Origin of the sequence: Rosenbergiella metrosideri (assembly GCF_022602565.1) — a bacterium.
Lineage (GTDB): Bacteria > Pseudomonadota > Gammaproteobacteria > Enterobacterales > Enterobacteriaceae > Rosenbergiella > Rosenbergiella metrosideri.
This window is the reverse complement of sequence record NZ_JALBCV010000007.1, coordinates 57,668-70,175: the sequence shown is the minus strand read 5'-3', so window position 1 is coordinate 70,175 and position 12,508 is coordinate 57,668. Positions and strand designations below refer to the sequence as shown.

General features: G+C 44.1%; 14 protein-coding genes and 2 pseudogenes. 7 read left to right on the top strand and 9 right to left on the bottom strand.

What is annotated here, in order from left to right; genetic code table 11:
- Positions 1 to 16 precede the first annotated feature (16 nt).
- The 8 genes from MKR94_RS08780 to pstS form a co-directional block, all read right to left on the bottom strand.
- Positions 17 to 2,131 carry a peptidase domain-containing ABC transporter gene (locus MKR94_RS08780; protein ID WP_241646578.1) on the bottom strand — a complete coding sequence of 705 codons (2,115 nt, stop codon included), beginning with the start codon at positions 2,129 to 2,131 and terminating at the stop codon, positions 17 to 19.
- Positions 2,124 to 3,416: an HlyD family secretion protein gene (locus MKR94_RS08775; RefSeq protein ID WP_241646577.1), complete on the bottom strand. Its 1,293-nt coding sequence runs from the start codon at positions 3,414 to 3,416 to the stop codon at positions 2,124 to 2,126. The genes MKR94_RS08780 and MKR94_RS08775 overlap by 8 nt, the downstream gene beginning before the upstream one ends.
- 92 nt (positions 3,417 to 3,508) lie before the next feature.
- Positions 3,509 to 3,730, bottom strand: a complete 222-nt coding sequence (locus MKR94_RS08770; protein WP_241646576.1) for a hypothetical protein — start codon at positions 3,728 to 3,730, stop codon at positions 3,509 to 3,511.
- Between the two features lie 277 nt (positions 3,731 to 4,007).
- Entirely contained in the window at positions 4,008 to 4,727 is a 720-nt protein-coding gene (gene phoU / locus MKR94_RS08765; protein ID WP_241646575.1) for a phosphate signaling complex protein PhoU, read from the bottom strand.
- Between the two features lie 50 nt (positions 4,728 to 4,777).
- Positions 4,778 to 5,551, bottom strand: a complete 774-nt coding sequence (pstB, locus tag MKR94_RS08760) for a phosphate ABC transporter ATP-binding protein PstB (RefSeq protein WP_241646655.1) — start codon at positions 5,549 to 5,551, stop codon at positions 4,778 to 4,780.
- A gap of 26 nt (positions 5,552 to 5,577) precedes the next feature.
- Positions 5,578 to 6,462 (bottom strand): phosphate ABC transporter permease PstA, encoded by an 885-nt coding sequence (pstA, locus tag MKR94_RS08755; RefSeq protein ID WP_241646574.1) that lies wholly within the window; start codon positions 6,460 to 6,462, stop codon positions 5,578 to 5,580.
- Positions 6,459 to 7,421, bottom strand: coding sequence for a phosphate ABC transporter permease PstC (gene pstC, locus MKR94_RS08750; RefSeq protein WP_241646573.1), 963 nt, complete (start codon positions 7,419 to 7,421; stop codon positions 6,459 to 6,461). Before pstC ends, pstA begins: the two co-directional genes overlap by 4 nt.
- A gap of 71 nt (positions 7,422 to 7,492) precedes the next feature.
- Positions 7,493 to 8,536 (bottom strand): phosphate ABC transporter substrate-binding protein PstS, encoded by a 1,044-nt coding sequence (gene pstS, locus MKR94_RS08745; protein WP_241646572.1) that lies wholly within the window; start codon positions 8,534 to 8,536, stop codon positions 7,493 to 7,495.
- A gap of 419 nt (positions 8,537 to 8,955) precedes the next feature.
- On the opposite strand from pstS, the gene MKR94_RS08740 reads away from it, so the two are divergent.
- From MKR94_RS08740 to MKR94_RS08710, 7 genes and pseudogenes are all read left to right on the top strand, one after another.
- A complete protein-coding gene (locus MKR94_RS08740) occupies positions 8,956 to 9,237 on the top strand; it encodes a hypothetical protein (RefSeq protein WP_241646571.1) in 282 nt (93 codons plus the stop codon).
- A gap of 176 nt (positions 9,238 to 9,413) precedes the next feature.
- Positions 9,414 to 9,746: a hypothetical protein gene (locus MKR94_RS08735; protein WP_241646570.1), complete on the top strand. Its 333-nt coding sequence runs from the start codon at positions 9,414 to 9,416 to the stop codon at positions 9,744 to 9,746.
- A gap of 43 nt (positions 9,747 to 9,789) precedes the next feature.
- Positions 9,790 to 10,047, top strand: coding sequence for a hypothetical protein (locus tag MKR94_RS08730; protein WP_241646569.1), 258 nt, complete (start codon positions 9,790 to 9,792; stop codon positions 10,045 to 10,047).
- 24 nt (positions 10,048 to 10,071) lie between these two features.
- On the top strand, positions 10,072 to 10,335 hold the full coding sequence (locus tag MKR94_RS08725; protein WP_241646568.1) for a hypothetical protein: 264 nt from the start codon (positions 10,072 to 10,074) through the stop codon (positions 10,333 to 10,335).
- Between the two features lie 98 nt (positions 10,336 to 10,433).
- A pseudogene (locus MKR94_RS08720) lies at positions 10,434 to 10,838 on the top strand (phage tail protein).
- A gap of 68 nt (positions 10,839 to 10,906) precedes the next feature.
- Positions 10,907 to 11,599, top strand: a complete 693-nt coding sequence (locus tag MKR94_RS08715; RefSeq protein ID WP_241646567.1) for a hypothetical protein — start codon at positions 10,907 to 10,909, stop codon at positions 11,597 to 11,599.
- Positions 11,599 to 12,018: a hypothetical protein gene (locus MKR94_RS08710; RefSeq protein WP_241646566.1), complete on the top strand. Its 420-nt coding sequence runs from the start codon at positions 11,599 to 11,601 to the stop codon at positions 12,016 to 12,018. The genes MKR94_RS08715 and MKR94_RS08710 overlap by 1 nt, the downstream gene beginning before the upstream one ends.
- Before the next feature lie 173 nt (positions 12,019 to 12,191).
- On the opposite strand, the pseudogene MKR94_RS08705 reads toward MKR94_RS08710, so the two are convergent.
- Positions 12,192 to 12,500, bottom strand: a pseudogene (locus tag MKR94_RS08705) (tail fiber assembly protein); the annotation flags it as partial.
- Positions 12,501 to 12,508: the final 8 nt, after the last annotated feature.

Genomic DNA, 12,508 nt, shown 5'->3' with positions numbered 1-12,508 from the left:
TTTACATTCATTCGCGTTAAGTTTGTGGAGTCAGATCAATGATTCGATCGGCGGTGGCAATCGTCGAAGGGCGATGCGCAATAAAGATCCTTGTTATATTTAATGATCGAATGGCAGCATTTACCACAGATTCGTTCTCTAAATCCAAATGACTGGTCGCTTCATCTAAAAAGAGGATGGCAGGTCTTCGATAGAGTGCACGAGCAATCAGTAAACGTTGTTTTTGGCCACCCGATAGGCTGCCACCGAGTTCACTGACCAAGGTTTCATAGCCCATCGGCATGCTAATAATTTCCTCATGCAAATTGGCTAGGTTGGCACATTCAATGATACGCTCACGATCATTGTCTTCGCCGAACCCCATAATATTTTCAGCGATAGATCCTGCAAATAATTTATCCTCTTGAAGTACGCAAGCAATCACGTCTCGAAAGTTATTTAGTCCCACTTGAGTAATATCAAGTCCATTAAAACGAATAGTACCACTGTCCGGTGTCAGTAAGCCGCACATCAACTTCATCAACGTGGTCTTCCCTACTCCAGATGGGCCAACAATGGCAACGCTTTCTCCGCGTTCAATATTGAATGAACAATGCGAAAGGACCGGTAGCGTTAATTTATCGTATTGATAACTGATATTTTCCACATCAAATCTCGCCGCCTCGTTATGCTCACATAACCGTTTTGCACTAAGTTGAGATTCCGGTTCTTGATAAACAATATCCGCCACCCTTTCGTTATGCAGGCTGAGCATCCTTAGCTCGAGTACCATGTCGACAATGGCCGATGCACGTTCAGAGAATTGCCCGCGGTAGGCATTAAACGCAACAAACATCCCTAAGGTCATGTGGCCATCGATAACCATCGATGCACCGAGCCAAAGTATCAGTACTTGATCCAACGTACTGATAAGCGAGTTAACTCCCCCAAAAAGCATATCTAAACGCGTCATACGAATCACGGCATTGGTCGTTTCGATATTGAGATTAAGCCAATAGCGTGACCGCGTTTTATTTAACCCTAGGACCTTCAGTGTGGCGATACCATACAAGGTTTCCATAAAATGCGAACTGGCACGCGCATCTTTGACGATCTGCTCTTCTTGGGCCTGTCGATAGCGGTGATAGGTCGCTAAACGTAAGAGGACGTAAAGCAGAGTGAAGGCTAATACGACGAAATATAACCATCCGCCATACATAAACATCATTATGGAAACACTAATCACCATCAGGAGATCAATAGTGCCCGAGATAATGCTCGACGTCAGCGTTTCACGGATGGTGGCGAGCGATCCAAACCGAGATTGAATATCGCCCAGTTTACGTTTTTCAAAGTAACTCAATGGCAAACGTAATAAATGATCCATCAGACCGGTTTTCCATTGCACATCGATGAGCGACTGCATAACTAACGACGTCCAACTTCGTAGCATACTGATAAAAGTGCGGAACAAGATAAAGCTGACTAAACCAAGACAGATTAGCGTCAAAAGATCTCGGTCTCTGGCGATAATCACGTGATCCATCACTAACTGAGTTCCAATTGGGATCGCTATATTTACGGCCTCCACTAAGATCGTTAATGCAAAGATTTTAGCGAGTACACCAGGTAGACCCGAAATATTCTTCAGTAAGCTCAAAAAACTGATGCGCGAACGTGCTTTGATAGGTTTAAATTCGCTATCAGGCCAGAGCTCTAACGCAATCCCGGTAAAATGCTGCGACATCTCCTGTAAGCTCACCACCCGCCGCCCAAATGCCGGGTCGTGAATGGTAAATTTATTCCTACCCGCTTTCACCAGTACCACAAAATGGCTCATATCCCAATGCAGTAGACAAGGCCTTCTAAGCTGCCTGATTTCGTCTAAATCCAGAGATAATGCCCGTGTTTGTAGACTTAACTGACTGCCTATATGCACTAGTGTTGCTAAGGTCGCCCCCTGTGTAGAGAGGCCGAACTTTTGACGTAAATTGAGTAAATCAATATTCATCCCAAAATAGCGACAAACCATTACGATACAGGCAAGCCCACATTCAGCAGCCTCGGTCTGAAGAACTTGCGGTACTTTTCTAAAAAAACCGAACTGGAGCTGCTGACATACTCGACTAAAAAGGTGACGGACTTCATCCATTAACCGGCCCTCCTAGACTACGTTTGATATCGTAATAGGGTGAAAGAATCCATTGATAAAGCGGACGCTTTTCAAGAAATAGCGTCACTTCTGCCGACATACCATTACCTATAGGTAGACTTCGATCATCGAAATTAAGGACTTGATCGCTCAATGCAACAACCGTCTTGTAGTAGGCTTCTTTCGGCTGTTGTGCAGTCACTGGAGAGCTACCCTTATAACTCAGCATTTCACTTTCGGTCGCTGGGACACGTGATAAAGAGATAATTTCACCCGAAAACTGACCAAATTTTTCGTAAGGATAAGCATCGTAACGAATATTCACTTTATCGCCGGGGCGCACAAATGGCACACTGTGGTTCGGTAACCACAACATCAATTGATAATGCTGTCTCTCGCCCGGTAAAATTTGCACCAAGCTATCACCCAAGCTGAACATTTGCCCCTCTGTGAAGGCTAAGTTTTCAATCTTCCCCGTTACGGGCGAAGTAATGATTAACTGATCATTCGCATCGACCTCTGCGAGCATCCGATTGAATTCACTGAGTTTAAGTTCATACTCCGAGATACGATTATCAAAATCTGCCGATGTGCTGGTTATTTCACTTTCTAAATTAATAATCTGCAAATTTTCTTGGATAAGTTGACTATTCATACTTTGCCAAGACGACTGTTGCTGATAAAAGAGATAGCGTTGGTTATAAGATTGTTCTTTACTGATTAAGCCTCTCTTCAAATATTCATCGTAGTTTTTCATGCTCTCCTTCATTTCATTCAGTCCGTGTAAGGAGTTTCCAACGAGTTGTTTAGTGTTGTCATAAGATTTCTTATACTCAATGAGTTGTTGAGTTAATTTTTCGATATTATTTTTTTTATTTTCTTTTAATTTTTTTATTATATCTTTTGTAAGAGAAATCTGTTTATGAATACTTAGCTTAGAGTTTTCACTCAGATTCCCAGACCGGGTGTCTCGGCTAATATCCAATGCATAAATCGGTACACCTTTTCTTACGGTTTGGCCGATCTCGACATAATGTTTAGCAATCATTCCTTGCTGTGGGGCCAGAATATTGACAGTTTGTTGTTGCGAGAAGATTTCTCCTCTAACATTCACTCGTCTAGTGTATTCCCCTTTGATTAATGCTACGAAAGCGATTGTTATAAAAAGGAGAGTACAGGTTACCACCGCCCAGAGCGGTATACCTTTCAATAGTAATGCTTTACCTAGCCAATGATGGCGCTGGTGATAAAGTGCTTCCTTTCTGAATAGCTCATTATCTTTCATATGATTTTTAATGTAATACCAAATGGCGATAGGGAGTATAAAAAAAAAGCAAAGAGATTTTTTAAATCCCTTTGCTTTCTAATTTAATTATATTACTTTCTAAAAACTAATTTGAAAAAAGAAGTTACGGTGTCAATTGCTGAATCGATAACTAACCCCGCATTTTTCGCGACATTTGACGCATTAGTTTTTGCATTTTTCCAGCCAATTGTTTCAGCGAAACCACCCAGTGTAGAACCTACATTTCCAAACATGTTAGAGAAAACACCAGCACCAGAAACATTTTCCATTTGTACGCTATTCAATTCTTTCACAAGATATTCCTTAATAAGATTAACTTCTAATTATTTATCAACAATAGATTATTGATTATGTTGACAGCGGTAAGATTAACGAGTGTTACTATGGCTTACAATGATATATTTTCACGATAAAGGTAAAAATCCGCTTATTGGGAAAATAAATAATAGGGAATATATCACTAGTATCATTTTATTTTACTTAAGGTTAAGAAACAATTGCGTTTATTGATTTTAAAAAAAAACCAGCATCAGTTATTAACCGATACTGGTTTCAATATTTAGGATTTTTTTAATTCGTATTGTTTATAAGGAATTGATCTAACTTATCACCGTCGAGATGGCGGACATCTTGGCCTTTAACGAAATAGAAGATAATTTCACAAATATTTTGGCATCGATCACCTATGCGCTCAATCGAACGGGCGCAAAATAACGCAGTCAAGACGTTAGGTATTGTTCGAGGATCTTCCATCATATACGTCATTAACTGGCGGATGATCCCTTCATACTCTTGGTCTAATTTCTTATCTGCACGGTAAATCTCTATTGCCGCCTCAAGATCCATCCGAGCGAACGCATCTAATACTTCATGTAGCATTTCGACAGAGTGCTGGCCAAAGGATTCTAAACTAATCAATAGCGGTTGATGTTGTTGACTAAATTTTTCCAGCGCTGTGCGGCTAATTTTTTCTGCCACATCACCTATACGTTCCAATTCTGATATCGTTTTGGTAATGGCCATCACCAATCGTAAATCGCTGGCTGTAGGTTGCCTTTTCGCAATGATCTTGACGCAGTGTTCGTCGATCTCCACTTCCATATGATTCACTTTTTGGTCATCAGCAATGACTCTGCGTGCTAACTCGCTATCCATATTGTGTAATGCGGTAATCGCATCCGTTAACTGCTGTTCGACCAACCCACCCATGATCATCACTTGAGTACGGATATGCTCAAGCTCGGCATTAAATTGGGCAGATATATGCTTATTAAGATTTAAAGTATCCATATCACTCTCCACGCACTGAAATAGATTAATTAATGTTTATGCTCTCTGTATCAGCCATAGCGCCCAGTAATGTAATCTTCAGTTTGTTTTTTAGCCGGTGTCGTAAACAGCGTGTCCGTATCACTAAACTCAACCAACTCACCCAAATACATAAAGGCAGTATGGTCAGAGCAACGAGCCGCTTGCTGCATGTTATGCGTGACAATCACCAAGGTGTAATCTTGTTTTAACTCAGTGATCAATTCTTCAATCCTACCGGTTGAGATAGGATCCAATGCAGAACAAGGCTCATCGAGTAGCAGGATTTCAGGCCGAATGGCAATTCCTCTGGCGATACACAGACGTTGTTGCTGGCCGCCCGAGAGACTGTAACCGCTCTGGTGGAGTTTATCTTTAGTCTCTGTCCATAACGCGGCTTTGGTCAATGCCCACTGCACACGTTCGTCCATCTCGGCCCGAGAAAGCTTCTCAAATAAGCGCACGCCGAATGCTATGTTATCGTAAATCGACATAGGAAATGGTGTCGGTTTCTGAAAAACCATGCCGATTTTCGCTCGCAATAAGGCAATATCTTGCGATGATTGTAAGATATTTTCGCCATCGAGTAAGATTTCCCCCTCTGCTCGTTGCTCGGGATAAAGCTGGAACATTTTGTTGAAGGTTCTTAAAAGCGTCGATTTCCCACATCCTGATGGACCGATAAACGAGGTCACCTTATTACGAGCAATTTCTAAATTAATATTTTTCAGTGCATGAAATTTTCCGTAGTAAAAGTTTAAATCACGCACTGCTATTTTACTTGGGCCTGGGTTCACTTTCGCCATCGTCATCATTATCTCTCTTTCTCTTATCACTTACGCTTGACGAAAATCATGCGTGCTAAAATATTGAGGGCGAGTACACATAAGGTAATCACCAATACCCCCGCCCAAGCCAAGCTTTGCCACTGTGCAAAAGGACTCATGGCAAATTTAAAAATAGTCACCGGTAAGTTCGCCAATGGCTGGCTCATATCGGTACTCCAGAACTGATTCGATAGTGCGGTGAAAAGCAGCGGAGCTGTTTCCCCAGCAATACGAGCTATCGCCAGTAATACACCGGTCATAATCCCGGAAAGTGAAGCTTTTAAGGTGATGGAAAGAACCATCCGCCACTTAGGTGTCCCCAGTGCATAGGCGGCTTCACGTAAACTATCAGGCACCAGTTTGATCATATTTTCTGTCGTACGGATCACGATAGGGATTTGTAATAGCGCTAATGCAAAGACACCTGCCCAACCGGAGAAGTGCTGCATACGACTCACCACAAGGGTGTAAACGAATAATCCGATTACTATCGATGGAGCCGAGAGTAAAATATCGTTAATAAAGCGAATGACTTCTGCCAACCAACTCTTACGGCCGTATTCCGCAAGATAAATACCCGCGAGGATCCCTAAAGGTGTTCCTAACACCGTTGACCACAGAATGAGTAGACCACTCCCCGCTAAGGCGTTCGCTAAACCTCCACCATCAGTGTTTGGCGGTGGCGTATCTTGGGTAAATAGATCCCACGATAGGCCATCAATACCTTTACTGACCGTAGTCCATAAAATCCATAGCAACCAGAATAAGCCAAATGCCATGGTTAAGAGTGATAAGGTCAAGGCAATATAGTTTTTTACCCGGCGTCTCGTCTGACGTTTCGTACGCTCTGTAATTTCTTGAGCGCTATAACTTGGTAAGTAGTCATTCATCCGCGTGTCCCTTCTTTTTTAGCAAGACGCATAACCATAAGACGTGAGATCGCTAACACAATAAAGGTAATAACGAAAAGAATTAAGCCAAGCTCCATCAAGGCTGAAATATGCAAGCCAGACCCTGCTTCGGCAAATTCGTTTGCTAAAGCAGAGGTAATACTATTACCTGGCATGTAGAGCGAAGCACTATCGAGCTGATAGGTGTTACCAATAATAAATGTAACGGCCATTGTCTCACCTAATGCGCGGCCAAGGCCTAACATCACACCACCGATAACCCCATTCTTCGTGAAAGGTAAAACGATGCGCCAAATGACTTCCCAAGTCGTACAGCCAATGCCATAGGCGGACTCTTTCATCATGACCGGCGTCTGTTCAAAGACGTCACGCATCACGGAAGCAATGTAGGGAATAATCATTACGGCCAAAATAATTCCCGCGGCCAATATCCCAATACCAAATGCCGGACCGGAAAATAAACTCCCCAAAATCGGCACACTGGATAATAAGTCGCCAACCGGTGTTTGAAAATATTCTGCAAATAGTGGCGCAAATACAAATAACCCCCACATTCCATAGACAATACTGGGTATTGCCGCTAAGAGCTCAATGGCTGTACCAAGTGGACGTCTTAACCAAGCTGGTGAGAGTTCAGTCAGGAATAATGCAATCCCAAAACTGACCGGAACCGCAATCAGTAATGCTATCGCTGAGGTGACCAATGTGCCGTAGATAGGCACGAGCGCGCCAAATTGATCATTCGGTGCATCCCATGTTTTGGCCCACAAGAACGAGAAACCAAACTTATGGATACTCGGCCATGATGAAATCACCAGGGAAACAATTATGCCACCTAGCATAAGGAGGACAATTAAGGCGGCGACTTTTACCAAAAGGCTGAAGATTACATCGCCGTATTTGCTGGGTGCCTTAAAGGACGACCGGTGTTGTACCATAATATTCTCGAGTAGATAGATGACAGGGCAGCCATCTGCCCTGAAAATAAATAAGTGACGCGCGGCGAGAATTAAGGATAAATTGCTTTACCTTCCTCTGTCGTAATAGTCTTTTTCCATGCATCACGGACGAGTGTTACGACCGATGCAGGGAGTGCTGCGTAATCTAAGCTATTGGCGGTTTTCGCACCCTGTTGATAACCATAATCGAAAAACTGTAAAACAGCTTTAGCTTTATCCACATTAGCCGGTTTTTTGTAGACTAGAACATAGGTGGTTGACGAGATCGGCCAAGCATTATCACCCGCTTGGTAGGTCAGGTCTTGTGCAAAGCTCTGCTGCCAATTTGCCCCTTTTGCAGCATCGCTGAACGATTGCTCATTCGGTGCAATGGCTTTTCCTGAGGCATCAACCAATTTGGTATAGGTGAGATTGTTTTGTTTGGCGTAGGCATATTCAACATAACCAATCGAACCTGGCAGACGCTGTACAAAGGCTGCTACGCCATCATTACCTTTACCGCCTAGACCAACCGGCCAATTAACCGTGTTTCCTTTACCAATTTTACTATTCCATTCTTGGTTAACTTTCGCCAAGTAGCTGGTGAATACAAAAGAGGTCCCTGAGCCATCAGCACGGCGAACAACATTAATATTCGTTGCTGGTAGGGTTAAGCCCGGGTTTAAGGCTACAATGGCAGGGTCATTCCAGCGAGTGATTTTCCCTAAATAGATATCACCTGTTGTTTTGCCGTCCAAAATCAGTTGGCCAGATTTAATACCCGGTAAGTTTACGGCAAGGACGACGCCACCAATGACGGTGGGAAATTGGAACAGACCATTTTTTTCTAAGTCAGCTGCGCTCATTGGCGCATCAGACGCACCAAAGTCGACGGTCTTAGCGATGATTTGTTTTACCCCGCCCGATGAGCCGATCCCTTGATAGTTCACTTTACTCCCATTGGCTTTATAGTAATCTGCAGCCCAACGAGAGTACACCGGTGCAGGGAAAGTACCACCAGCGCCAGTAAGATCGGTTGCGGCGAAGGCCGAAACGGTAGTCATTGCTAAGGTAACTGCTGTGAGGTGAGTCGCCATCTTACGTTTGAAATTCATACTCTCTCCAAAAGACCGATTCAATTACAACCAAAGGTGTGTTGCCGTTAAATTAGGTCAATTCGATGACACGAAGATGTCACTTTTATGACAGAAATATGACAGTGAAAGTTATTGGTAAGATTGTAGGCGTAGGCAAGATACAACCGCTAGCGAAGATAGTAGGGGCAAAAAAAACCCCGCATCATGCGGGGGAAGACAGGGATGGTGATGCAATCCATTCAGTAACACAATGGAATAAAAGGATTTATTCTAATCATCGTCTACATATTGACTACACTTCGATCACTAGGCTGGGCTTAACGCTCAGCTTTTCCCTAACTTTGGTACAGAAACTGACATTTAACTAAACTCTTCTCATCTATCCTGATGGACAAATTCTCTGATAATCTCGTTTTTTTTAAAAGGAGTAACAAGCAATGGGAGTATTTGTCTACGCAGACGAATCAGGTCATTCAGGAAAGAAAATTTTCAATGAAGGCCCACAGGCATACTTACAAGGTTCTATTATTTCCCTTGGAGATGCAGACCCAATTCTTAGTGAAGTTGTTGCCCATCACTGCCAAAATCTTGGTGTTCCTCGGCTCCATTCAAACGAACATCCAGAACATATAGTGGCGAAAATATGCGACGATTTACTTAACGCTTTAGAAAAACTCCTTGGCAATTTTTCTTATGCTCTATACACAAACCATACCTAGCACCAACTAAGTTCGTAGATTTATTTTTTGATAGCTTTGATAATCCTGGTGTACCAATCATCTGGTATACAAATGATTTATTCAGACATTCATTGTGTCTCAGCATTCATTATTTACTGAAGCAAGAAGATGCTGAATCATTTTGGGATGCTTTCTTAACCGACGACATGCCAAAAATGCTTGAAGTAGCTTCTATTATTCTTTCGCATATCGATAGTATTGGAGACCCGAGATTAAAAGAAGTTATGCATGATGGTCTCAACTATGCCATTAGTCATCCTGATGAATTTACGCTCATCTGCACACATGGAAAAAGTGCTTATAAGGGACAAACCCCGAACATGGTAGCATTTTCCAGCTTAATGGCTGGAACCCACGCATTCTGTAAGAAATATGAATCTTCCGTTGAACAATTAATACATGACCGAAGTGATGAATTTCGGGGAACAATGCATCAATACCATAAAATATTCAATAAAATAGAACAAAAAGCTCGGCGTTCTGTCTGATGAAGCCGAAAGATCCAGGAAGAAGATCGAAGACGCGGAGCGTATGGCCGTTCTCCCGGACAAAATAGCTTTTCTTCAGGGTGATATTGCCAAGGTTGCACAGAAAAAAGTTGAGGTGAAAAACGTTCCGCCCGGAGCACCGCAACCCACCTCACCGCTGACCGGCGATAACGGCACTATGTGCCGGTTGCAGAATATCGACAGCAACACCAAAGCGACTGCCCCTAACATGAAGAAGATAGGCCCCGGCGACATCGTGTTTAGAAACCTGCCGCATGCGCTGGCCGTTCGTGGGGAATGAAAGGTATCGTAACTGGCCAGCACGGTGAGGAACAACGGGTTAAGTGCACTCCCTGCAGTGGTGGCAGCATCGCTTCCCGTTAAACAAGCGGAACTTCTTCCAGTCAGCCGCAACGCCAGCAGTATACCGGTTGCCGCTGGAGGCTTTACGGGCGAAATCCACGTACATCTGCATGGCGTTGACCGGCAGGACGCGCGCGAAATTGGCCGGATTGCCGCCGACGCAGTGAATGCCGAAATGGCCCGTCTTGCGCGGCTCAATCGCGGCAGCTTCAAAGACAGAGATTAAGGGGAGGCAACATTATGATGATGATATTCGGGATGTTCGTTTTTGAACTGAAGACACTACCTTACCAGCAGCTGCGCCATTCGCTCAACTAGCGACATGTGAAAAATGACCGTATCAACCGATCGGCAAAATGGCAGTACATCGGCGCGGGGGAGACACAGATTAACATGGATGGTGTGCTTTACCCTGAAATTACGGGCGGCGATGAGTCTCTTACCGTTCTGGCAACGCAGGCATACACCGGGCGTCCGTGGCCTTTAATCAGCGGCGCAGGGTAGATTTACGGAATGTATGTGCTAACCAGGCTACAGGCCACGCATACGGAGTTTGACCGCTACGGAAAGGCGAAAAAAATAGAGTTTTCGATCAGCTTCCAGCGCTGTGATGAAGATTTACGCGAACGCCTGCAAGCGTCGTCTGTTGGCTATTTACTTTCTGGCTTGAAGGATAAAGCTATATCCGCCTATAACTCTGCCAGTAGTACGCTGTCAGGATTTTTATAAGGACAGGTTGCCGTTACAGGGAGAGTGGTATTTAATCCTTTCAGGATACCACCACAAAGGATTTAGTAATGGCAGTTTTTGATCAGATTGATCTGAGCGAGCTAGGTAAGCACTACAATTTCAGAACGCCGCTTCAGCAAGGCGAATATTTTGCAATCACGCCAAATAATCAGCTTCCACGAAACGCCCAGCCCATAGTTGAAGATCAAACCGGTATTTGCATTGGCTACTCTGTGGCCCAGGCCCCCGGTCTATGGCAAATTTATGATGCTGACGGACGATTCGCTATGTTGGAAGAGGCACCTATACAAGCGCCTCTGATTGATCCTACTGATATAGCTTTGTTTCTCTTTGGTGCTTTTCGGATATTTCGTACTGGAGTTTCTCTGTTCGAAGCTGCGACCAGTAACCGGGTAAAGGCTGCATTGAGCGGAGCGACACTCAATGTGCTGAGAGGTCGTTTAAAATCAGGACTATCAGCAGTAAACCTGAAGTTCACCCGAACAACGGCCGCACGCATGGCTGATCCTGGTAGGTATATCCCCGTTCATATTCTCGAAAAAGCGATCAGGTTTGGAAGCCGGAGGTCAGATCCAGATAAGGTAGCAGGGCAATTCGAATACCTGATCGGTATGACACGGCTGAATAAAAAGACAGTAGGCAATGCGATCGTTTATTCGCAAAAAAAATATACTCTGCACGTCATCGTAAGAGAACGTGACTGGACCATCATGCATTTTCATATAAAGGCGATCCGATAATGTTTGAGATCATGAACGAAAGCGCTCTATTTCGCCTTTCTTTCATCGAAAGGCAGGAAGAACCTGAAGATCGTCGGCTGGATTTAATTATATGCTGGCTGGAAATCGAGGAATCTTGCATAAAATTGCAATGCCAGTGTGAGTTAACGTTGTTTGATCTTAAAAACTTCCGGGATATGCTTGTGCGTTTTCACGAAAATATCGAGCAGAATATCGGAACGCCTCCAGAATCATTCGTACCGAGAATGGAGACATTTACATGTGAAGTGCGCCAGGTAGAAGGCGCTGATTTTATCGGCTTTAACTTCACAGCCAGCCCGCATGAAGATGAAGGTTGGATGCTCAAAGGCGGGATAGCGATAGACCAAACCTATTTTCCTGGGCTCATTCGTGGCATTGAGTCCATCTTGTCTCACTAATCGTAACTTGTAATATCCTCAGCGAACAGGAAAAACTTAAGCGGGCAGATGTCCGCTTCATCTTCCAGAACACATCGCCATAACTGACAGTGCTGTAGCGCCGTTAAAAATGACTGTACTCGATACGTACGTCCAGCCCGGTTAAAACTGGGGATGCGTGCAGGAATGCAAACTTATTCCGGCTTATCCGGCCAGGTGATATCCGGCGCTTGCGACGTATCCACCGCCTGAACAGCTTTGATATATTTCATCCAGGCTATCAGGCTGGCTTTGTCTTCATCGCTGAAAATGTCTAACTGTAGTTCAGTCTGCCAGACGCTGATCGTTTCCTGTGCTTCTGCAATTAACACAGCTTTCTGTTGTACTGCTGCCTCCACGTCTGCCGTGTGCTGTGCTTCGGTATCCGTCACCCACTTGCTACCGTTCCACTTATCGTAAGGCGTAACAGGTGCCAGGGTGGTAGTACCATCCAGGCAATCACCGGGCAAAG

Coding starts and splice junctions, on each gene's coding strand:
- pstA (WP_241646574.1), bottom strand. CDS start 6,462: ATGAATGACTACTTACCAAGTTATAGCGCTCAAGAAATTACAGAGCGT.
- MKR94_RS08780 (WP_241646578.1), bottom strand. CDS start 2,131: ATGGATGAAGTCCGTCACCTTTTTAGTCGAGTATGTCAGCAGCTCCAG.
- phoU (WP_241646575.1), bottom strand. CDS start 4,727: ATGGATACTTTAAATCTTAATAAGCATATATCTGCCCAATTTAATGCC.
- MKR94_RS08740 (WP_241646571.1), top strand. CDS start 8,956: ATGGGAGTATTTGTCTACGCAGACGAATCAGGTCATTCAGGAAAGAAA.
- MKR94_RS08730 (WP_241646569.1), top strand. CDS start 9,790: ATGGCCGTTCTCCCGGACAAAATAGCTTTTCTTCAGGGTGATATTGCC.
- MKR94_RS08710 (WP_241646566.1), top strand. CDS start 11,599: ATGTTTGAGATCATGAACGAAAGCGCTCTATTTCGCCTTTCTTTCATC.
- pstC (WP_241646573.1), bottom strand. CDS start 7,421: ATGGTACAACACCGGTCGTCCTTTAAGGCACCCAGCAAATACGGCGAT.
- pstS (WP_241646572.1), bottom strand. CDS start 8,536: ATGAATTTCAAACGTAAGATGGCGACTCACCTCACAGCAGTTACCTTA.
- MKR94_RS08775 (WP_241646577.1), bottom strand. CDS start 3,416: ATGAAAGATAATGAGCTATTCAGAAAGGAAGCACTTTATCACCAGCGC.
- pstB (WP_241646655.1), bottom strand. CDS start 5,551: ATGGCGAAAGTGAACCCAGGCCCAAGTAAAATAGCAGTGCGTGATTTA.
- MKR94_RS08735 (WP_241646570.1), top strand. CDS start 9,414: ATGCTTGAAGTAGCTTCTATTATTCTTTCGCATATCGATAGTATTGGA.
- MKR94_RS08715 (WP_241646567.1), top strand. CDS start 10,907: ATGGCAGTTTTTGATCAGATTGATCTGAGCGAGCTAGGTAAGCACTAC.